Origin of the sequence: Pseudooceanicola aquaeponti (assembly GCF_050897975.1) — a bacterium.
Classification (GTDB): Bacteria; Pseudomonadota; Alphaproteobacteria; order Rhodobacterales; family Rhodobacteraceae; genus Pseudooceanicola.
In genome coordinates this window covers 200,125-220,432 of sequence record NZ_JBPAXY010000005.1, presented here as the reverse complement: position 1 = coordinate 220,432, position 20,308 = coordinate 200,125, and the positions used below count along the sequence as shown (strand labels likewise).

Genomic DNA, 20,308 nt, shown 5'->3' with positions numbered 1-20,308 from the left:
ATGGCACAGGAAACAGGGGCGCCGCTGGCGCATTTCGTGGCCGAGACCGGGATCGCCCGGGTGGGGGTGATCGGCGCGGGCGTCATGGGCGCGGGCATCGCGGCACAGTTCGCCAATGCCGGCCTGCCGGTCGAGCTGCTGGACATCGCCAGCGCCGAGGGGCGCGATGCCCCGGCGCGCGCTGGCATCGCCCGGCAGGTGAAGGCCCAGGGCTTTATGGGGGCCACCGGCCCCGGCCTGGTGCGCCCCGGCAATATCGAGGATGACCTGGGCCGCCTGGCCGATTGCGACTGGATCGTCGAGGCGATCATCGAGCGGCGCGACCTGAAACAGGATCTCTACCGCCGGATCGAGGCGGTGCGGAAGCCGGGCAGCATCGTCTCGTCCAACACTTCGACCATTCCGCATGGGGATCTGGTGGCGGGGCTGCCCGACAGCTTCGCGCGGGATTTCGTCATCACCCATTTCTTCAACCCGCCCCGGGTCATGCAGCTGCTGGAGGTGGTGACGACCCCGGCCACCGATCCGGCCCTGGCCGAACGCGTCACCAGCGCGGGCGAGGCGGTGCTGGGCAAGACCGTCATCGCCTGCCGCGACACGCCGGGTTTCATCGCCAACCGGGTGGGCTGCTTCTGGATGGCGGCGGCGGTGGTCGAGGCGGTGCGCCTGGGGCTGACGGTGGAAGAGGCCGACGCGGTCCATGGCGCCCTTGGGGTGCCGCGCACCGGCATCTTTGGCCTCTTCGATCTGGTGGGCATCGACCTTGTGCCCGAGGTCTGGTTCAGCCTGATGGGGGCGCTGCCCGCCTCGGATCGGATCCAGCGCTTCGATCTGCCGGGGCATCCGCTGATGCAGGCGATGATCGCCGCCGGGCGCCTGGGCCGCAAGGCGGGCGCGGGCTTCTACCGCAAGGGCGAGGCCGGGCGCGAGGCGCTGGACCTGGCGACGCTGGACTATCGCCCCCTGGCCCCGGTCGATCCCGCCACGCTGCCCGGCGGCGGGCGCGATCTGGCGGCGATGCTGGCGGAGGACAGCAAGCTTGGCGCCTATGCCCGCGCCGTCTTTGCCAATGTGCTGGCCTATGCGGCCGAAAACGCCCCCGAGATCGCCGCCGATGTGGGCGCCGTGGATACCGCCATGGGGCTGGGCTACGCCTGGCGCGCCGGGCCCTTCGCCCTGGCCGACCGGCTGGGCGCGGGTCAGGCCGCCGACCTGGTGGCCGCCGAACTGGGCGCGGCCCCCGCGCTGCTGGACGTGGGCGCCGGGGCGGGGGGCTTTTACCGCGACGGCCAGCCCCTGGCGGTGGCGGGCGGCACCCGGGCTGCGGCCCAGGCCATGCCGGCCCTGTCCAACGCCGCGGCACCGGTGCTGGCCACCGAGGGCGCCAGCCTTTGGGACATGGGCGAGGGCGTCGCCTGTTTCGAGGTGCACACCAAGATGAACGCCATGCACCCCACGGTCTTTGACGCGCTGGAACAGGCGCTGGCGCGTGCGCCGCAGGACTTCGCCGCGCTGGTCCTTGGCAACAACGACGCCCGGGCGTTTTCGGTGGGCGCCGACCTCAGCTTTATCCTGGGCATGACCCGGGCGGGGGATTTCGCCGCGCTGGAGCGCTATATCGCGCGCGGCCAGGAGATGTATCTGGGGCTGAAATACGCCCCCCTGCCGGTGGTCGCGGCGATGCATGGCTTCGCCCTGGGGGGCGGCTGCGAACTGGGGCTCCATGCCGACGCGATCGTCGCCCATGCCGAGCTGAAGGCCGGGTTGCCCGAGGTGAAGGTGGGGCTGATCCCCGCCTGGGGCGGCTGTACCCAGCTGATGCTGCGCGCCCAGGACGCGGGCCAGACGCCCGAGGCGGCGGCGCGCGCCAGCTTTGCCACCATCCTGGCGGGCGGGCCCACGGGCTCGGCCGAGGAGGCGCGGGCCCTGGGTCTGCTGCGCCCCGCCGACGCCCACGTCATGGCGCGCAGCCTGCTGTTGCCCGCCGCCAAGGCCCAGGCCCAGGCGCTGGCCCAGGCGGCCTATGCCGCGCCGGGCCGCGCCGTCCTCCAGCGCCCCGGGCCCGCCCTGGCGAAGGAACTGGTGGCCCAGGTCGCGGGCCAGCCCGGCGTCAGTGAAACCGACATCGCCCTGGCCCGCGTGCTGGCGGGCGTCCTTTGTGGCCCCGCCGCAGGCCCGGTCAGCGAGGCCGAGATGATGGCCGAGGAACGCGCCGCCCTGCTGGATCTGGGCGGCACCGAGACCACGGCGGCGCGGATGGAACACATGCTGAAAACCGGCAAGCCGTTAAAGAACTAAGGGCGGCGGCTGATCCCGGCCGCCACCGACCTGAGGAGGAGAGAGAGAATGGCCGAGGCCTATATCGTTGCCGCCCGCCGCACCGCCGGGGGGCGCCGCAAGGGGCGCCTGCGCGGCTGGCATCCGGCGCGCCTAGCCGCCGTCGTGCTGGAGGATCTGGTGGCCCAGACCGGCATCGACCCGGTGTTGATCGAGGATATGATCATGGGTTGCGTCAGCCAGGGGGGCGAGCAATCCACCCAGATGGGGCGCAACGCCATCCTGGCGTCCAGCCTGCCCGACAGCATCCCGGCGGTGACCATCGACCGGCAATGCGGCTCGTCGCAGCAGGCGCTGCATTTCGCCGCCCAGGCGGTCATGTCGGGCACCCAGGATATTGTCATCGCGGCGGGCGCCGAAAGCATGACGCGCGTGCCCATGGGCTCGCCCGTGGCCCTGTACGACGACGCGGGCCTGGGCATCGGCCCCTACCCGGACGAGGTGGTGGCGCGCTATGGCACCCGCGATATCTCGCAGTTCACCGGGGCCGAGATGATCGCCGAGAAACACGGGTTTTCGAAGGACGAGATGGACGCCTTCGCCCTGGAGAGCCATCGCAAGGCGGCGGCGGCCAGTGCGGCGGGGGCCTTCCGGGACGAGATCCTGGTGCTGGAGGGGCTGGACCGCGACGGCAACCCCGTGCCCCACGAGGCCGACGAGGGGATCCGCGCCGAGGCCACGCTGGAGGGGATCGCGGGGGTGAAGCCGCTGACCGAAAAGGCCCTGCTGACCGCCGCCACCGCCAGCCAGATGTGCGACGGCGCGGCGGGGCTGATGGTGGTCTCAGAGCGGGCGCTGAAACAGCACGGGCTGACGCCCCTGGCGCGGATTCACAGCCTTTGCGTGACCGCGGGCGATCCGATCATCATGCTGGAAGAGCCGCTGCGCGCCACCGATGTGGCGCTGAAAAAGGCCGGGTTGTCGATCGGCGACATCGACCTTTTCGAGGTGAACGAGGCCTTCGCCTCGGTCCCCATGGCCTGGCTGAAACACACCGGCGCGGATCCCGAGCGGCTGAACGTCAGTGGCGGCGCCATCGCCCTGGGGCATCCGCTGGGCGGCACCGGGGCCAAGCTGATGGCGACGCTGGTGCACGGGCTGCGCGCGCGCGGCGGGCGCTATGGCTTGCAGACCATGTGCGAGGGCGGCGGCATCGCCAATGTCACCATCGTCGAGGCGCTTTGATCCGGGGCCAGTGATCCGGGGCCAGTGAGCCCGCACGAGACATGAAACGGGCGCCCGGGGGATCCCCCGGGCGCCCCTTTTGCTGCGCGCCCCCCGCTCAGGCGGTCAGGGCGCGGCCGATCACCAGTTTCTGGATGTCGCTGGTGCCCTCGTAGATCTGGCAGACCCGCACGTCGCGGTAGATCTGTTCCACCGGGTAATCCTCGACATAGCCATAGCCGCCGAAGATTTGCAGCGCCTCCGACACCACCCGCTCGGCCATTTCGGACGCAAACAGCTTGGCCATCGAGGCCTCTTTCAGCGCGGGCGTCCCGGACTGGCGCAGGGCGGCGGCATGGCGCGCCAGGTGGCGCGCGGCCTCGATCCGGGTCGCCATGTCGGCCAGGCGGAAGGACACCGCCTGATGCTGGCACAGCGGCTTGCCCATGCTGTGGCGCTCTTGCGCATAGGCCACGGCGTGATCCAGCGCGGCGCGCGCCATGCCCACCGATTGCGAGGCAATGCCGATGCGCCCGCCTTCGAGATTCGACAGGGCGATGCGGTAGCCCTGACCCTCGTCCCCCAGCCGGTTCTCAGCGGGCACCACCATGTCGTCAAAGGCGATCTGACAGGTGTCCGACAGGCGCTGGCCCAGCTTCTTCTCGGTCGAGGCGACCCGGTAGCCGGGGGTGTCGGTGGGCACGATGAAGGCGGTGATGCCGCGCTTGCCCGCCTCTGGATCCGTCACCGCAAAGACGATGGCCACATCGGCATTGACGCCCGAGGTGATGAACTGCTTCGTCCCGTTCAGCACATAGCCCGCGTCGCTGCGCCGGGCGCGGGTGCGCAGGGCCGAGGCGTCGGACCCGGCCTGCGGTTCGGTCAGGCAGAAGGCGCCCAGTTTCGCGCCTGCGGCCATGTCGGGCAGAAAGCGGCGCTTCTGCTCTTCGCTGCCGAAGGCCAGGATCGGGGTGCAGCCGACCGAGTTGTGCACCGACATGATGGTCGACAGCGCGCCGTCGCCCGCCGCGATCTCTTCCAGGGCCACGGCATAGCTGACCGCGTCCAGCATGGCGCCGCCGTAGGCCTCGGGAACGGTCATGCCCATCAGGCCCAGCTCGCCCATCTCGCGGATCACCTCGCGGGGGAAATGGGCGGTGCGGTCCCAGCTGTTGGTATTGGGCAGCAGCCGCTCGCGGGCAAAGCGGCGGGCCATCTCCTCGACCATCTTCTGATCGTCGTTCAGCAACATGGTGCGTCCCCCCTCAGACCAGTTCGATGGCCACGGCGGTGGCCTCACCGCCACCGATGCACAGGGCGGCCACGCCCCGGCGCAGGCCGCGGGCGCGCAGGGCATGGGCCAGGGTGACCAGGATACGGGCGCCGGAACAGCCGATGGGATGGCCCAGGGCGCAGGCGCCGCCGTTGACGTTCATCTGCTCGTGCGGGATCGCCAGATCCTGCATGGCGGCCATGGTGACCACGGCGAAGGCCTCGTTCACCTCCCACAGGTCCACGTCGGCCACCGACCAGCCGGCCTTCTCGAGCACCTTGCGCAGGGCGGGGATGGGCGCGGTGGTGAAGAGGCCCGGTTCCTGCGCATGACCCGCCTGGGCCACGATGCGCGCCATGGGCGCCAGCCCGTGCTGCGCCACGGCGGCCTCGGAGGCCAGCACCATGGCCGCCGCCCCGTCCGAGATCGACGAGGAGGTGGCGGCGGTCACCGTGCCGCCCTCGCGGAAGGCGGGGCGCAGGGTGGGGATCTTCTCGGGGCGGGCGCGGCCGGGCTGTTCGTCGGTCTCGACCCCGTCCAGGGCGGTGATCTCGGCGGCGAAGGCGCCCTCGGCGATGGCGCGGTTGGCGCGGGCCAGGCTTTCGATGGCGAAGGCATCCTGCGCCTCGCGGCTAAAGCCGTAGGCCTCGGCGCAGTCCTCGGCGAAGGTGCCCATCGAGCGGCCCTTGTCATAGGCGTCTTCCAGCCCGTCGAGGAACATATGATCCAGCACCCGGCCATGGCCCGCGCGATAGCCGCGCCGGGCTTTGTCCAGCAGGTAGGGGGCGTTGGTCATGCTTTCCATGCCGCCCGCCACGACGATCCCCGCGCTGTCGGCGGCGATCAGGTCGCGCGCCAGCATCACCGCCTTCATCCCCGATCCGCAGACCTTGGAAATGGTGGTGCAGGGGGTGGCCAGGGGCAGGCCTGCGCCGACCGAGGCCTGGCGCGCGGGCGCCTGGCCCAGCCCGGCGGGCAGGACATTGCCCATCAGAACCTCGTCCACGGCCTCGGGCGTCAGGCCGCTGCGCGTCAGGGCGGCGGTGATGGCGGCGGTGCCCAGGGCGGGCGCGGTCTGGCCCGACAGGGCCCCCTGAAAGCCGCCCATGGCGGTCCGGCTCGGTCCCAACAGGTAGATGTGACCCATGATGCAATCTCCTCTCTCTCAGCTTTCTATACCTTAGAGTAGAAGAATTACCCTGAATAGAGAGATGCGCCCCGTGTCGAGGGTTTGCGCCTTTCTGGGTGGGGATGCAGGGACGCGCCTCCACCATGACCCCTTTGTTTGTGGGCCTTTCCGGCCTTGGTCTCTGTCCGTCCCGCCGGGTCCCGCTGCCGTCCTTGGGTCGGATCCTGCGTCTGTTCGCCCGCCTGATCCCGCCGAAATCCGCGCCGCGCCGGGTCGCAGCCATTGCGTGAGGGGCGAATTTGGCTAACCATCGGATAAGCGACCGACTCGGGGAGAGGGGCGGCGCAGGGAGGACTATCATGGTGAAATTGCACGCCGCGCTGGCGCAGGCCCTGGTCGAGGCCGGGCAGGGAACCCTGTTCGGGGTGGTGGGGGATGCCAACGCCTATATGGTCGACGCCTTCGCCCGGCTGGAGGGCGCCCGCTATGTCGATGCGGCGAACGAGAACGGCGCGGTGCTGATGGCGCTTGGGGCCGCGATGCTGTCGGGCGAGGTGGGGCTGGCCACGGTGACCCATGGTCCGGCCCTGACCAATTGCGTCACCGCCCTGGCCGAGGGGGTGAAATCGCATACGCCCATGGTGCTGCTGTGCGGCGACACCCCGGGCGCGGATCGCGAGAACCTGCAAAACATCGACCAGAAGGCGGTGATCCTGGCCTCGGGCGCCGGGTTCGAACAGATGCGCAGCGCCGAAACCGCGCTGGACGACCTGGCCCGCGCCCTGCGCCGGGCCCGGGCCGAACGGCGCCCCGTGGCCTTCAACATGCCGGCCGAGCTGCAATGGCAGGAGGTCGAGCCGCGCCGCATCTCCGCCGCGCTGCCCCCGGCGCCCCCGACAGAGCTGGAGGGCGAGGCGCTGGATCATGCCGTGGGCATGATCGCTGCCGCGCGCCGCCCCGTCGTGCTGGCCGGGCGCGGTGCTATCGACCCGGCCAGCCGCGCCGCGCTGCTGCGCCTGGCGCGTCGGCTGGAGGCGCCGCTGGCCACCACGATGCGGGCCAAGAACCTGTTCAACGGCGAGGATCACGTGCTGGGCGTCTGCGGCACGGTCAGCACCCCCGCCGCCGCCGAGGTGCTGATGAAGGCCGATTGCCTGATCACCTTCGGCGCCTCGCTGAATTTCCACACCACCGCCCAGGGCGCCTTTGTCGAGGGCAAGCGGGTCATCCAGATCGCCGAACGGGCCGAGGATCTGGCGGTGGCCCATGTGCCTGACCTGGCCATCGCGGGGCGGCCCGACAGCGTGGCCGACACGCTGGTGCACTGGCTGGACGAGGCCGAGATCCCGGGCTCGGCCCATACCGCCGACCTGCCGCCCCGGGGGCTGGACATCCCGCCGGTGCCCGCGGCGGTCGAGATCGGCCCGGGCCGGGTCGACTTTCTGCCGACCCTGGCGCGGCTGAACGAGATCCTTCCGCAGGACCGCACCCTGGTCACCGATGCCGGGCGCTGGATGGTGCGCAGCTATGGCCTGCTGACCGCGCCGGGGCCGCGTGACCATGTGACCACCGCCAGTTTCGGGTCGATCGGCCTTGGGCTGGCGGCGGCCGTGGGCGCCGGGGTGATGCGGCCCGACCGTCCGGTGGTTCTGTTCTGCGGTGACGGCGGCTTCATGCTGGGCAATCTGACCGAGTTCCATTCGGCCCGGCGCGCGGGGTTGGATCTGATCGTGGTGATCTTCAACGACGGCAGCTATGGCGCCGAACATATCCAGTTCCGCGACAAGCAGCTGGATCCGGCGATCACCCTGTTCGACTGGCCCGATTTCACCCATGTGGCCGAGGCACTGGGCGGGCAGGGGATGCGCATTGCCGCGCCCGACGATCTGGAGGCCTTGCCCGCCTGGCTGGAGGCGCGCGACCGCAGCCGCCCCAGCCTGATCGACGTGCGCCTGGACCCGGATCGCATGACCATGTGGTGATATTCCATATATTGGAATGAGATGCGCGCCTGGTGACGGGCGCTCGACCAGGCTTGGGGGCGGTGAATGCGATCTATGGCTAATATTCATGGGGTATTGCTGCAAATATGCCTTCCGTCGCGTCCCCGTGTTTGCTAGAAAAGTTCCATAAAGTAGAAGTTCGTGCTTTATGATCCGGGGGCACAGCCGTGCCCCGGACGGGACTGCCGAAGGGCAGAGGGAGGAAATATGAAACCTATCGACAAATGGGCCGCCTGGCCCATGGCCGCCGCCGTGGCGGCATTGGCAACCGGCTTTGCCGCCCCCGCCACCGCGCAAGAGTGGCTGGAAGAGCTGGAGCCGATGACCCTGCGCCTGGCCGATTTCTCGGGCGATCAGAACGCCAACTTCGGCAAGGCCATGGTCGCCTGGGAAGAGGCGATCACCGAGTTCACCCAAGGCAAGATCACCTTCGAGAACTACTGGTCCTCGTCCCTGCTGGGCGCGCTGGACACCCTGTCGGGGGTGGGTGATGGCGTCGCCGATATCGGCCTGATCATCCCCTCTTACATGCCGCAGGAACTGCCCGTGGGGTCGTGGCTGTTCGGCATGGGGGCCGCGCTGACCGGCTCGACCGTGCATGACGTGGCCGGCGGCGGTGCCGCCGCGCTGGAAACCGTGCTGACCTTCGAGCCGCTGACCGAAGAATACGCCCGCCACAACGTGCGCGTCCTTCAGGCCACCGCGACGCCCGCCTACAACATGCTGTGCAACACGCCGATCACCTCGCCGGAAGAGGCCAAGGGCAAGCGCGCGCGGGCCATCGGCGCGGTCTGGTCGCAGACGGTCGAGGCCCTGGGCATGACGCCGGTCTCCATCGCCTGGGGCGAGGCCTACGAGGGGCTGCAACGCGGCGTCTTCGACTGCATGGTGATCAACCCGAACCAATATGTGGACGGTCTGGTGCTGAAGGATGTGGCGCCGGAATATGTGCCGGTCACCCTGGCACAGCTTCAGGCCTCGACCTGGGTGATCAACCTGGACGTCTGGAACGACTTCCCGGCCGAATTGCAGGACTTCATCACCGAGGCCAACGTGAAGGCCGCCTATGACATCTGGAAGGGTTACCTTCAGATCGAGGCCAAGGCGGGCGAGCTGATCGCCGCGGGCGAAGAGATCCACACCAACGACATCTCGACGCTGGAGCCGGTGGCGGCTGCGCAACGTGCCGACTATGTCGCAGGCCTGGCCGCCGCTGCCCCGGGCACGGTCGATGACCCCCAGGCCTTCGTCGATGGCTACCTGGCGCGGATCGACTACTGGAACCAGGCGCTGGAGGCCGAGGGCTATGCCGTGTCCGAGCGCACCCCCGAGGCGATCCTGGATGCCTTCGCGGGTCTGTCCGAGGTCGACCTGTCGGGCTTCTACGAGAAGTTCAACGCCGAAGTGACCCCGGCCCTGAAGAACTAAGGCCGGTCCTGACCGCGACCCGTCCCCTTTGACACAGCGAAGGGGGCGGGTCTGTCCGCATTCTCCCCGCCTGTCCGTGAAAGGCTCAGCCCATGTCCGACACCGCCGTCGCGCCCCCGTCGCGGGCCCCTGATCCGCTTCTGCTGCGCGGCGTCGATGCCCTGGCGCGCGGGCTGGCGATCCTGGCCGCCCTGGCCCTGGTCCTGCTGGCGGTCAACGTGCTGGTGGATGTGACCGGGCGGGCCGGGTTCAACGCGCCCTATCCCGGCACGTTGGAGATGACGGCCTATTGGTGGATGCCCACCCTGACCCTGGCCGCCTTCGCCTATACCGAGATGCGGCAAGAGCACATCAAGGTGACCATCCTGCTGGACATCCTGCCGCCCCTGATGCGGCGTATGGTCGAGGGGGTGTTCGGGCTGATCGCCACCGGACTGCTGCTGTTGCTGGCCTGGCATGGGTTGTCCGAGGCGCTGGAGGCGGCAGAGTACGGCCAGACCACCTCGTCCAGCCCGCCGGTCGCCGTCTGGCCCTTCAAGTTCCTGGCCCCCCTGGGGGTTCTGGCCCTGGCGCTGCAAAGCGCGGCCACCAGCTATCGCTATTTCGCCGGGCATCTGCCCGTGACCGAAACCTATGACTCGGACAGCGACACCGTATGACCCTTTCTTCCGACACCGCGCCGGGGATCCCCCGCGCGCTGACCCGCCTTGGCATCGGCATCTTCGTTCTGGGCCTGGCGGTGGCGCTTGGGGCCATCGTCACCATGCTGATCGGCGATGTGCCCAAGCAGATCATCGGCCTGCTGGTCGTCGTGCTGTCCATCGTGCTGCTGCTGATGGGAATCCCGGTGGGGGTGGCCATGCTGGGCGCCGCGATCCTGGGGCTTTACAGCCTGTCGGGGGCGCGGGTCGTGCGCTCGACCCTGGAAAGCGTGGCCTATGACGCCACCGCCTCCTGGTCGCTCAGCGTCATTCCGATGTTCATCCTGATGGGCATGTTGTTGTGGAAATCCGGCCTGACCGGCTCGGCCTTCAATGCGGCACGGCAATGGCTGGGCTGGATGCCGGGCGGCCTGGCCGTGGCGACGAATTTCGCCGGGGCGGCCCTGGCGGCCTCTTCAGGCAGCACCATTGGCATCACCTATGCCCTGGGCCGGGTGTCGATCCCCGAGATGATCCGCTCGGGCTATAGCCCGCAACTGGCCGTGGGCAGCGTCGCGGCGGCGGGCACCCTGGGGCAGATCATCCCGCCCAGCCTGCTGCTGGTGGTCTATGCGGGCGCGGCCTCTCTGCCCGTGGGCCAGCAACTGCTGGCCGGCGTGGTGCCCGGCGTGCTGCTGGCCCTGGCCTTTGCCGCGATGATCATCGGCCAGTCGCTGCTGCGGCCCGGCCTGGCGCCGCGCATCGACATGACCGGGGTGACCTGGGCCAGCCGTATGCGGGCGCTGGTCGACGTGATCCCGATCGCCATCGTGGTGCTGATCGTCATCGGCGGGCTGTTTTCCGGCATCTTCACCGCCACCGAGGCGGGGGTCTGCGGCATGATCGCCGCGCTGATCCTGGGCCTGCTGCATCAGCTGCGCCTGGGGACCCGGGCGCGCGACATCGCCCGGATGCTGCGCGAGGCGATGGTGGGCACGCTGACCGGCACCGCCTCGGTCTTTCTGCTCATCGTCGGCGTGGCCGTGCTGACCCGCACCATGGCCCTGAGCCAGGTGCCCAACTTCATTGCCACCGAGGTGGCCGAGCTGGGGCTGGGTCGGGTTGAGATCCTGCTGATGCTGATCCTGGCCTATCTGATCCTGGGCATGTTCATGGACACGCTGGCGATGATGTTGCTGACCATCCCGGTCCTCTTGGGCCCCTTGCAATCGGTGGGGGTGGATCCGCTGTGGTTCGGGGTCTTCCTGGTGGTCATGGCCGAGGTCGGCCTGCTGACGCCCCCCCTGGGCATCCTGACCTTCATCGTCCACCGCATCGCCTCGGACCCAGAGGCCAACCTGGGCACGCCGATCTCGCTGGGCACGGTCTTCCTGGGCGTGCTGCCCTTCGCCCTGACCGCCATCGCGGTGGTGCTGTTGCTGATCTTCGTGCCCGGCATCGTCACCTGGCTGCCCCAGGCCAGCGTCTCGGGCTAGGCTCGCGCCCTTGCCCGCAGGCGCCGGGGCTGGCAGAAGCGGGCACCGAGCCCGGAGAGGACCCATGCCCGACGCCCGATCCCAGCCCCCGCGTCCGCCCGAGGCCCCCGCTTCGGGTCCGGTCGAACTGGGCCCGAAGAAAGAGCGCCGGGCCGCCTCGGATCGGCGCATGTTGCGCGCCGCCACGGCGCTGATCGCGGCGCGGGGCGTGGCCGGGGCCAACCTGGCGCAGATCGGTCTCGACGCGGGCTATAGCCGGGGCCTGCCGGTGCAGCGCTTCGGCTCGAAACTGGCGCTGCTGTTGGCGGTGCTGGATGCGATCGAGGCGCGGTTCCTGCGCCATGTGGCCCGCCGCGTCGGCGACAGGCAGGGCCGCGCAGCCATCGTCGAACGCATACGCCTGCAACTGGAGGCGGTGCGCGACATGCCCGAAAGCGCCATCGCGCTGTACCATCTGATCATCGAATCCACCGGCGCCATGCCCGACCTCGCTCCGCGCGTGGCGCAGCTGCAAGCGGCCTATCACGACAACCTGCGGGTCTATCTGCAAGAGGCGAGAGAGTTTGGAGAGCTGCGTGCCGACCTCGACATCGACGCCGCGGCCCGGATCCTGTCGGGCACCATCGGAGGCATGTCGATTCAGGCCATCGTCGACGGCCGCACCGACCGCCTGGGCGCCGAGGCGGAAGCGCTGTCCCTGCTGCTGACCGACCGCCTGCTGCGCTGAACAGGGCCTGCGAAAAGGGGCAGGGCGTACGGCGTCTGCGTGACGTCTTGGGGATTTCGAGGTCGGGAAGAATGGCTCCGGCGGTAGGCGAGGCGGGGTCAAACCCAACTAAGTCTGATTGGCCTCAAACGCCTTTATATCAATGCTTTGCGCGACATACGCCCCAACCCGATTTCCCGGCGTGTGTGCCGAGGGTGGTGGATTTGTGTGCTTAGTTTGTTGCAGCTTCGTTGAGGTGTCAATGTGATACAAGCTCGTTAATGTTGACTGCTGCTACAGCCATGGTATCGCCTTAGCATGGCCGCAACAGCATCTTTCTTGACACCCTGCATTACCCCCTTGGTTCTCTTTCGGGATCAAATCCGGCTTGGCGTTGCAACTGGATTTTTTTTGAAGGTTGATGGGGCTTGGAATTTGGTAACGAACTGGCACGTGTTTAGCGGCTGTCGGCCAGATACGGGGCAACCAAGGCACAGCAATGGTGCGGTGCCTAATAAATGCATCTTCTTTCGCTCTGGCCTTTCGGATGAGAAGATCACGTGGGCACCAGAGACCCTAGATTTAGGAGATGCCCTGACTGATACTGCAAATTGGTTTCAGCATCCTGCGCGGGGTCAGTCTGTAGATGTAGCGTCATTCCCCATTAGTGGCGAGCAAGTGGGAAAGAGCAAAGATTTACTTGAGGCTGACGCCCATGATCCCGACATGTTTGTTGATGTCGGGGGAGAAGTCTTCTTGCCCGGGTATCCGCAAGGTCTAACCGGTGGCGGTAGATTTCCACTGTGGAAGCGTGCCAGCCTTGCGACTTCTCTGGAGTGGGGTGTGGGTATTGAAGATCGGTTCTTTGTCGATACCGCCTCGAGAGAAGGAATGTCTGGATCACCTTGCTTGGCTATTTCCAATTGGCAGCATTATCGCATGGACCGTGATACGCTCAAAGTATCAGTGATCCGTAGCCCGATGTCTTGGCGCTTGCTCGGCATCTACTCCGGGCGGCTGAATGCTCAAGATGACTTCGGTGCACAGGTTGGGATCGTTTGGCGAGACACCTTGATTTTCGACGTTATCCGTGGCGGTGTTCACGGTTCGGTGAAGATAGCAAAGAGCGGTGGCTAGCGTGTCCACTTTTCGGCTCAAAAATCTGAGCACCCGAACTCAATAGTTGATGAACCGCGCGTCCCCCCGGTGGGGGCGGCGCTTTGTGTGTGGGCCGGTGCCGTTGGTGCCCCGGTGACCTGAGCGCGCCTCAGTGCACCCCAAAGCCGCCTTACGAAATTCCCCGCGCGACCACCTCGGCCACCAGCGTTCAATTGCCCCTAATTGTCCCACAGGGCAAGCTCTAGCGAGACGTCTCACGTTGCCCCGCAGGGTGTCCCAAAAGAATTTCCTTGACCATTTGAGACAATTCGCCTTATCATGTCTAAGACATTGCGAGACATATTCAGGAGACATGAGACATGCTGGTAGGATATGCGCGGACCTCGACACTGGACCAGAAGGCTGGCCTTGAGGGGCAGGAGCGGGAGTTGAAGGCGGCAGGGTGTGACCGGCTGTTCATAGAGCAGGTGTCATCGGTGGACGTGACAGCCCGTGAGAAGCTCGCTGAGGCCCTGTCTTTCGTCCGGGAGGGTGACACCCTAGTCGTGACCAAGCTGGACCGTCTGGCCCGCTCTGTGGCCCACCTGCTGGAAGTCCTCGACACCCTGACCGACCGGGGAGCGGCGCTCCGTATCCTCAACATGGGGATCGACACCAGCACCCCGACCGGGAAGCTCATGCTGACGGTGCTGGGCGGTGTCGCAGAGTTCGAGCGCGAGATCATGCTTGAGCGGCAGCGCGAGGGGATCGCCAAGGCCAAGGCGGCGGGCAAGTACAAGGGCCGGAAAGCGACAGCTAGAGCCAAGACTGAGGAGGTCTTGAAGCTGCACCGTGGGGGCGTCGGCGCGACCGAGATTGCCAAGCGGTTGGAGATTGGCAGGGCCAGCGTCTACCGGATACTGAGCGCCAGCGGCTAAGCTGCTTTCTACCGTCCGATCCTGTGGTCGCGACAGGGGGCTTGCGGTGTCGACATGGGGCTATCTGTTTTGAAGGGCAGAGCGCGGTGGCGGTAGGGAATGGTTCCTGTGTGGGGGGTTTATTGTTTATTGACAGTAGCTTGAAGCCCGTTGATGATCTTGCTGTACACGCTTCCTTACACCCGGAGATCCCCATGCCTCACCCTCTAGACCACCTTGTCGCCTTCACTGACCACCTCTTTGCGAACGCTGACGCGAACTGTCTCGGTGACGATGCGAGGGACGCGCTATCTACGATTAAGGATGCCGCAGAACAGCTTTTCATGGCTGCCGAGGCCCTGAGCCGTGGCGAGGCGGAGGGCACTCTTGATGTTGCCGTGGGCCTTGCGAATGGCGAGGGCAAGCTGGCCGAGGCACAGCGAGTGCTGGCTGCGGCATAACTGCGCCGGACTTACCTTCGGGGCGGATCGACCCGCGCCCCCCCGAGAAGCTGAATGATGCGGAGCCGCTGACGCCCAGCGCGCGGTGGTCCTGCATACCCACTGGAGGGATTACTACGTCCCTTCGGAGGGTGGCCCCTTAGGTTTACACAGGGCTGATCCGAGTGCTCAGGCAGGTGGTCTACCTGCTGATGACCCGGTGCCTCCTCCGCCACGTCCCTCCCCATCAACCTCCTTACCTATCCCTCCTCAGAGAAGCCCTCAGGGCCGGTTCTGGTGGGGTGTCGAAGGCTGCGCTTCGCGTGGTCGTTTTGGCGTTTCTCCCGCGTGTTGCGCCGGGTGGCCCTCGGCACTCCTCCCGAGCTGCAAGCTGTCCCCTCACAAACGGCGCGGTCTCGAACACCCCCCTTAAAAGAGAAAGAGCTACTTCATGAAACACACCCCTGACTTCGTTCCCGCTGTCCTCGACGGTCTCACGGCGGAAGATATAAGCGGCTTCCGGCAGCTAACCCGAGCGGAAGCGAAGCGTCTGGATGCGGCTGAAACTCGGGCGACGGCGCATCTCCACGAGAACCACGCGGCCCACCTGCAAGAAAAGCGCAAAAGGCGCTGGCCGATCCCGTGCCAGGACAATGATGGCACAGATTGCTTCCTTGTCCCCCTGAGCGATGCTGGCACCGAGTACGCAATCATCGAGGCTGACGACTACTGGCTAGTGCGGGATGCTGGCGGCGATGGCCTCTGGTGCATCGTTGGTCGTTCGCAGGGGCATCGCTATGTCGCGACCTATGCCCCGCTGGGGGATAGCAAGCCCGGCTATGCGGTCTACCCCGCGAGGATTATCCTGAGGCTGTCCAGGGGGCAGCGTGTGCGCTACCTCAACGGCGACACCCTCGACTTGAGGCGCAAGAACCTGATCGGTCAGGCAGGGGCAGCGCGCTTGCCAGCGGGAGGCATGTTGCGGATCGGCGCGAGACTGCGGGATAAGATCGCTGCCGAGGGGCGTCTAGTTGGAGTTGCCGGTTGATGGCGGTCGCGACCAAGACGGGGGACGCGTTGGTCCGCATCTTCCGGGTGGAGACCCCGAGCGGCGCGGGCCTTGGCGAGAGCGGTCTTGACCGGCTCTATTTCTTCGTAGCGTACACGGCGATGTATCGTGGCGAGGAGGAAGGAGCACCGCCCGGTTACATTCCGCCGGGGGCGATGGCCTCGCTGGATGGCCTTCACCTCGTGATTGCCCCGCGCCACAGCTTCGGGTTCGCGAAGAGGGAGCACCTGTTAATCTGGCTTCCCTCGGAAGCAGGACGCAGGGCTATGCAAAACGCTGGCGGTGTCCTGAATGAGTATGAGATCGCGGAGAGCGCGGTTCGCTCCGGCGAGATCCGCCTCTATTTCGATCCCGCCGATGCGCGGCTGGTGGCGACGCATCCGCTGGTGCAGCCCTCTGAGGCTGCTTAGGGGCCTCTGAAAAAGCTCTCGGCCCCGCCGCCGGTCAAGAGGTAGATCGCTGCGGGGATGCCCATGACAATGGCAAAGCCGAGGTATTCGCGCCAGCCCGCGCCCCTGTCCTTCTTCGCGGCCTTCCGGCGGCCTTTCGTGTCGCTCATTGGTCTCTACCCAATGCCTTGTTCATCGCCCGCGTGGCGGCTCTCAAACGCGCTACGTTCCCTCCGTACACCCGGTCGCCCACATCTTCCTGAGCGTGGCCTAGGATAAGGTCTTGATCCTGTTTTGAGACCTCCGCCTCCCGCAGCCAGTCCTTCATGTTGTGACGCAGTGAGTGAAGGCTATGCCGTTTGTCCGAGGTGATCGTCCGCAAGTGCTTCATGAGCGATGCTGAGACAGCCTCAGAGCTGCGCGCGCGGCCATAGCGGGGAAACAGCATGTCGTCGCTGCCAGCAGCCTCTCGGGCCTCCTTCGCGGCTACCAGAGCGTCCCCGACAAGGGGCACTTGGCGGATCGAGGATTGTGTTTTCACCCGCCGTCTTTCATGCCAAGCAATCTTGATGTGGGGTAGGTCGCTGTTGGTGTCGACATCTTCAACGCGAAGCCCGACGACTTCGGACAGGCGACAACCGGTCCCAACCAACAGTCGCCAGATCAGCGCGAGGTCGCTCCGGGCGTTGCCCGTGATCCGCCTGTGAGCGTCTTGAAGAACTTGCGGGGGCAGGGGCAACCGCTTCTCGCCTTCGCCAGTCCTGCCAGCGGCTTTTCTCTGTGGCACGGGGAGCTTGTTGAATGGGCTGTTGAAGGTGGCTGAAATGTCCATCTCGGTCGCCGCGAAGTTGATGACCGCCCGCAGCAGGTTCAGGTACTTCTGCACCGACTCTGGGCTGATCCGCTGTCCGTCGGATTTCACCTGGTCCAGCATATGATCGCGCACCGCACGTGCTTCCTCGCGCGTCAACTCTGTCAGGATAGGATCACGCCCCAGCGCCTCTTGAGTAAGTGCGACAGACCGCTTTACCTGTCCCTCGGCGCGTCGGTAGCTAGCTGGAGGTTCCGTCCCCCGCTTCTCTGCGAGGTAGAGTTTCATGGCGTCTTCGAGCGTGGGTTCCGGGCGCTTCGTCGCCTCTGCACCGTTCCGCAGAATGTTGATGGTCAGGCGGTCAACGTCAGTTGCGTTGGTCGGGTCAAGCGTTTCATCGTCCAAGGTGTAGCGGGCTGACAGCGCCTCAATGATTGCTTCCCGCTTTTCAGCGGTTTCTTCGTCAGTGGCGCCGATGGCATCTTGGCTGAGCATCGCTGCGCGGGCGCGGGCCAGGGTAAAAGCTTGTCGTTCAGTCAGGTCGCCTCTGTCAGCGGCGGCTTCCTGGCCAGCCTGACACTTGGCCCTCTCAATCGCCCGCTCAACCTCTGCGTGGAACTGAGGGTAGACCTTCAACGCCTCCCGCTCGGTATCCCCGAGGACGCGCTTGAACTCCCGGAAGTCGAAGCTCTGAGAGACTTCTTTGGGAACGCGCCGCCTGTACTGCCAGCGACCAGATTTTGTCTTTGAAACGTGCCTCAAGACCAGCCCCATGTGTACTCCCTGTGTACCCGAATGTGTGCCGGGGGGAGAATCATGTAGCTTAAATCATTGATATTTCGTCACATTCAAGTGAGAAATGGCTCCGGCGGTAGGGATCGAACCTACGACCAATTGATTAACAGTCAACTGCTCTACCGCTGAGCTACGCCGGAGCATTTGGCGTCGGGGCGGGGCGCGTTGCGCTGCCGTCCCTGCGGTGTGGGCGGGGTATAGCAATGCGATTTGGGGTCGGCAAGAGGCATTCGGGCAGAAATTTGCGATTTTTTTCCGACCCGTCGCAGAGGCCTGCCAGAGCCGGGAAATGCTGGCCTCAAAGCCGCCGGAAAACCGTCTCGGCGTGCAGATCTCCCTCGGGCGCGACCTGGGATTTCCCCATCAGATCAATGAGATGTGCCAGGACGTTGCGGGCGGCGGCGGGCAGCAGGGCAGGGGCGATATCGGTATAGACCCGCGCCGCCAGGGCGGGTGCCGAGGCGGGGCCCGCGGCCAGGGCCTGTATCAGCTGCGCCTCGCGCATCTCGCGGTGCCCGATCAGCCAGTCCAGCCGCGCGGCGGGCGTCTCGACCGGGGCGCCGTGGCCCGGCAGGAACAGCCGCGCGGGCCGGGCGCGCAGCCGCCGGCAAGAGGCCATGAAATCGGTCAGGTCGCCATCGGGGGGCGAGACCAGCGACGAGGACCAGCCCATCACCAGATCGCCGGTAAAGATCACGTCGCCCAGGGCGAAACACAGGTGATTGCCGAAATGCCCCGGCGTCCACAGCGCCTGAAGCGCCCAGTCGGGGCCCTGGATCCAGGCCTCGTCCGCCAGGCTCTGGTCGGGGGCAAAGGCGTGGTCGGTGCCCTCGCCACCGCCCAGCTCTCCGGCGCGGGCCAGGCGGGTCATGACGTCCGAGCGTCCGGCGAGGGCGGGGCCATAGGCCAGCACCGGCGCGCCGGTCTCTGCCGCCAGGGCGCGGGACAGCGGCGAATGATCCAGATGGGCATGGGTGACCAGGATATGCGACACCCGCTGCCCCGGCGCCAGGGCGGCCAGGATGGCGCGTAGATGCGCGGGATCCTCGGGGCCGGGGTCGATCACGGCGATCTCGGCGCCCTGACCCAGCAGGTAGGTGTTGGTGCCCGGCCCGGTGAAGGGCCCGGGATTGGGCGCCAGAAGGCGGCGGATGCCGGGCGCCAGGGTCACCACCTGGCCGGGCACCAGCCCGTCGTCTGCAAAGGTGTCCGCTGCCTGCATGTCGCTTTTCCTCTCGTCTTGCGGGGGCTAGGGTAGCGCATGTTTTTCGACTGGCTCAAACGATATGTGCCCCGGGGGCTTTATGGACGCGCGGCGCTGATCCTGGTGCTGCCGGTGGTCACGCTGCAACTGGTGGTCTCGGTGGTCTTCATCCAGCGCCATTTCGAAGGGGTGACCGTGCAGATGTCGCGCAGCGCCGGGCGCGACGTGAACCTGGTGCTGCAAGAGGCGGCCCAGGGCCAGGGGCGCGCCGCCGCCGCCGTGCTGGAGATGCAGGTGGCCCAGGTGCCCGTCTCCGAGGTGCCTCAGGCCGGGCGGCTGCGCTGGTTCGATCTGTCGGGGCGGGTGATCGGCCGGGTCCTGCGCGAGGAGGTGCCGCAGCTGCGCCTGCTGGATCTGCCCAATGACCATGACGTCAGCGTCTATCTGGCCCAGCCCGGCGCGGCGGACGAGCTGTTGCGGCTGGATTTCGACCGCACCCGGCTGTCGGCCTCGAATCCGCACCAACTGCTTGTGAACATGCTGTTCTTCGGGGTTCTGATGACGGTGATTTCCTTCATCTACCTGCGCAATCAGCTGCGCCCGATCACCCGCATGGCCAAGGCGGCCGAGGCCTTCGGGCGCGGGCGCCATGTGCCCTACCGGCCTGCGGGCGCGGTCGAGGTGCGTGCGGCGGGCCATGCCTTCCTCGACATGCGCGCCCGGATCGAGCGGCAGATCGAACAGCGCACCCTGCTGTTGTCGGGGGTCAGCCACGACCTGCGCACGCCGCTGACGCGGATGCGTCTGGCGGTGTCGATGCTGGACGAGGCCGACCGCAAGGAGCTGGAGCGCGACATCGACGACATGCAGCGGATGCTGGACGAATTCCTGTCCTTCGCCCGCGGCACGGCCGAAGAGGTCGAGACCCGGGTCGATCCGATCCAGCTGCTGCGCGAGATCGTCCATGACGCGGGCCGCGCCGGGCAGGACGTGACCCTGGTCGAGGCCCTGGGCGCGGGCGAGATGCCCCTGCGCCCCCTGGCCATCCGCCGCGCGGTCGAGAACCTGATCGGCAATGCCGTGCGCTATGGCACCCGCGCCGAGGTCAGCGTCGATCTGACGCCCAAGGCCCTGCGCATCCGGGTCGAAGATGACGGGCCGGGCATTCCCGCCGACCGGCGCGAAGAGGCGATGAAACCTTTCACCCGCCTGGACACCGCGCGCAACCAGAACCGGGGGCCGGGCGTGGGTCTGGGCCTGTCGATCGCCGTCGACACGGCGCGCGCCCACGGCGGGGTCCTGCGCCTGGGCGAAAGCGACCGGCTGGGCGGGCTCCAGGCCGATATCGTCATCGCGCGCTAGGCCCCGGGCCTTGCGGGCCGCCGATGCGGCGGAAGGCGCCCGTGCC

General features: G+C 67.1%; 17 protein-coding genes and 1 tRNA gene. 12 read left to right on the top strand and 6 right to left on the bottom strand.

Features of this window, described 5'->3' with window-relative positions; translation table 11 throughout:
- Together ACRARE_RS13545 and ACRARE_RS13540 are read left to right on the top strand one after the other, a co-directional pair.
- Entirely contained in the window at positions 1 to 2,298 is a 2,298-nt protein-coding gene (locus ACRARE_RS13545; protein WP_432656979.1) for a 3-hydroxyacyl-CoA dehydrogenase/enoyl-CoA hydratase family protein, read from the top strand.
- 48 nt (positions 2,299 to 2,346) lie between these two features.
- Entirely contained in the window at positions 2,347 to 3,522 is a 1,176-nt protein-coding gene (locus tag ACRARE_RS13540; protein ID WP_432656978.1) for an acetyl-CoA C-acetyltransferase, read from the top strand.
- A 97-nt stretch (positions 3,523 to 3,619) separates the two neighbouring features.
- Here the strand turns inward: ACRARE_RS13540 and ACRARE_RS13535 are convergent, their stop codons facing one another.
- Together ACRARE_RS13535 and ACRARE_RS13530 are read right to left on the bottom strand one after the other, a co-directional pair.
- Positions 3,620 to 4,753 carry an acyl-CoA dehydrogenase family protein gene (locus ACRARE_RS13535; RefSeq protein WP_432656977.1) on the bottom strand — a complete coding sequence of 378 codons (1,134 nt, stop codon included), beginning with the start codon at positions 4,751 to 4,753 and terminating at the stop codon, positions 3,620 to 3,622.
- A 13-nt stretch (positions 4,754 to 4,766) separates the two neighbouring features.
- Complete coding sequence (locus ACRARE_RS13530; protein ID WP_432656976.1) at positions 4,767 to 5,921, bottom strand: acetyl-CoA C-acyltransferase; 1,155 nt, start codon at positions 5,919 to 5,921, stop codon at positions 4,767 to 4,769.
- A 341-nt stretch (positions 5,922 to 6,262) separates the two neighbouring features.
- Between ACRARE_RS13530 and ACRARE_RS13525 the strand changes: the two genes are divergently transcribed.
- From ACRARE_RS13525 to ACRARE_RS13485, 9 genes are all read left to right on the top strand, one after another.
- Entirely contained in the window at positions 6,263 to 7,885 is a 1,623-nt protein-coding gene (locus ACRARE_RS13525; RefSeq protein WP_432656975.1) for a thiamine pyrophosphate-binding protein, read from the top strand.
- A 228-nt stretch (positions 7,886 to 8,113) separates the two neighbouring features.
- Complete coding sequence (locus ACRARE_RS13520; protein ID WP_432656974.1) at positions 8,114 to 9,334, top strand: C4-dicarboxylate TRAP transporter substrate-binding protein; 1,221 nt, start codon at positions 8,114 to 8,116, stop codon at positions 9,332 to 9,334.
- 92 nt (positions 9,335 to 9,426) lie between these two features.
- Positions 9,427 to 9,993 carry a TRAP transporter small permease subunit gene (locus ACRARE_RS13515; RefSeq protein ID WP_432656973.1) on the top strand — a complete coding sequence of 189 codons (567 nt, stop codon included), beginning with the start codon at positions 9,427 to 9,429 and terminating at the stop codon, positions 9,991 to 9,993.
- Entirely contained in the window at positions 9,990 to 11,471 is a 1,482-nt protein-coding gene (locus tag ACRARE_RS13510; RefSeq protein WP_432656972.1) for a TRAP transporter large permease, read from the top strand. The genes ACRARE_RS13515 and ACRARE_RS13510 overlap by 4 nt, the downstream gene beginning before the upstream one ends.
- A gap of 64 nt (positions 11,472 to 11,535) precedes the next feature.
- A complete protein-coding gene (locus tag ACRARE_RS13505; protein WP_432656971.1) occupies positions 11,536 to 12,198 on the top strand; it encodes a TetR/AcrR family transcriptional regulator in 663 nt (220 codons plus the stop codon).
- A 297-nt stretch (positions 12,199 to 12,495) separates the two neighbouring features.
- Positions 12,496 to 13,314, top strand: coding sequence for a trypsin-like peptidase domain-containing protein (locus ACRARE_RS13500; RefSeq protein ID WP_432656970.1), 819 nt, complete (start codon positions 12,496 to 12,498; stop codon positions 13,312 to 13,314).
- A 341-nt stretch (positions 13,315 to 13,655) separates the two neighbouring features.
- Positions 13,656 to 14,213: a recombinase family protein gene (locus tag ACRARE_RS13495; RefSeq protein ID WP_432656969.1), complete on the top strand. Its 558-nt coding sequence runs from the start codon at positions 13,656 to 13,658 to the stop codon at positions 14,211 to 14,213.
- Positions 14,214 to 15,083: 870 nt separating this feature from the next.
- On the top strand, positions 15,084 to 15,680 hold the full coding sequence (locus ACRARE_RS13490; protein WP_432656968.1) for a hypothetical protein: 597 nt from the start codon (positions 15,084 to 15,086) through the stop codon (positions 15,678 to 15,680).
- Entirely contained in the window at positions 15,680 to 16,111 is a 432-nt protein-coding gene (locus tag ACRARE_RS13485; protein ID WP_432656967.1) for a hypothetical protein, read from the top strand. The genes ACRARE_RS13490 and ACRARE_RS13485 overlap by 1 nt, the downstream gene beginning before the upstream one ends.
- Here the strand turns inward: ACRARE_RS13485 and ACRARE_RS13480 are convergent.
- The 4 genes from ACRARE_RS13480 to ACRARE_RS13465 form a co-directional block, all read right to left on the bottom strand.
- Complete coding sequence (locus ACRARE_RS13480) at positions 16,108 to 16,260, bottom strand: hypothetical protein (protein WP_432656966.1); 153 nt, start codon at positions 16,258 to 16,260, stop codon at positions 16,108 to 16,110. The genes ACRARE_RS13485 and ACRARE_RS13480 overlap by 4 nt on opposite strands.
- Entirely contained in the window at positions 16,257 to 17,675 is a 1,419-nt protein-coding gene (locus ACRARE_RS13475) for a tyrosine-type recombinase/integrase (RefSeq protein ID WP_432656965.1), read from the bottom strand. The genes ACRARE_RS13480 and ACRARE_RS13475 overlap by 4 nt, the downstream gene beginning before the upstream one ends.
- 86 nt (positions 17,676 to 17,761) lie before the next feature.
- Positions 17,762 to 17,836: transfer RNA gene (locus ACRARE_RS13470), tRNA-Asn, on the bottom strand.
- Positions 17,837 to 17,994: 158 nt separating this feature from the next.
- Entirely contained in the window at positions 17,995 to 18,918 is a 924-nt protein-coding gene (locus tag ACRARE_RS13465) for an MBL fold metallo-hydrolase (RefSeq protein ID WP_432656964.1), read from the bottom strand.
- A gap of 39 nt (positions 18,919 to 18,957) precedes the next feature.
- On the opposite strand from ACRARE_RS13465, the gene ACRARE_RS13460 reads away from it, so the two are divergent.
- The gene (locus ACRARE_RS13460) at positions 18,958 to 20,262 is read left to right on the top strand and encodes an ATP-binding protein (protein WP_432656963.1); all 1,305 of its coding nucleotides are present in this window, start codon (positions 18,958 to 18,960) and stop codon (positions 20,260 to 20,262) included.
- Positions 20,263 to 20,308 lie beyond the last annotated feature (46 nt).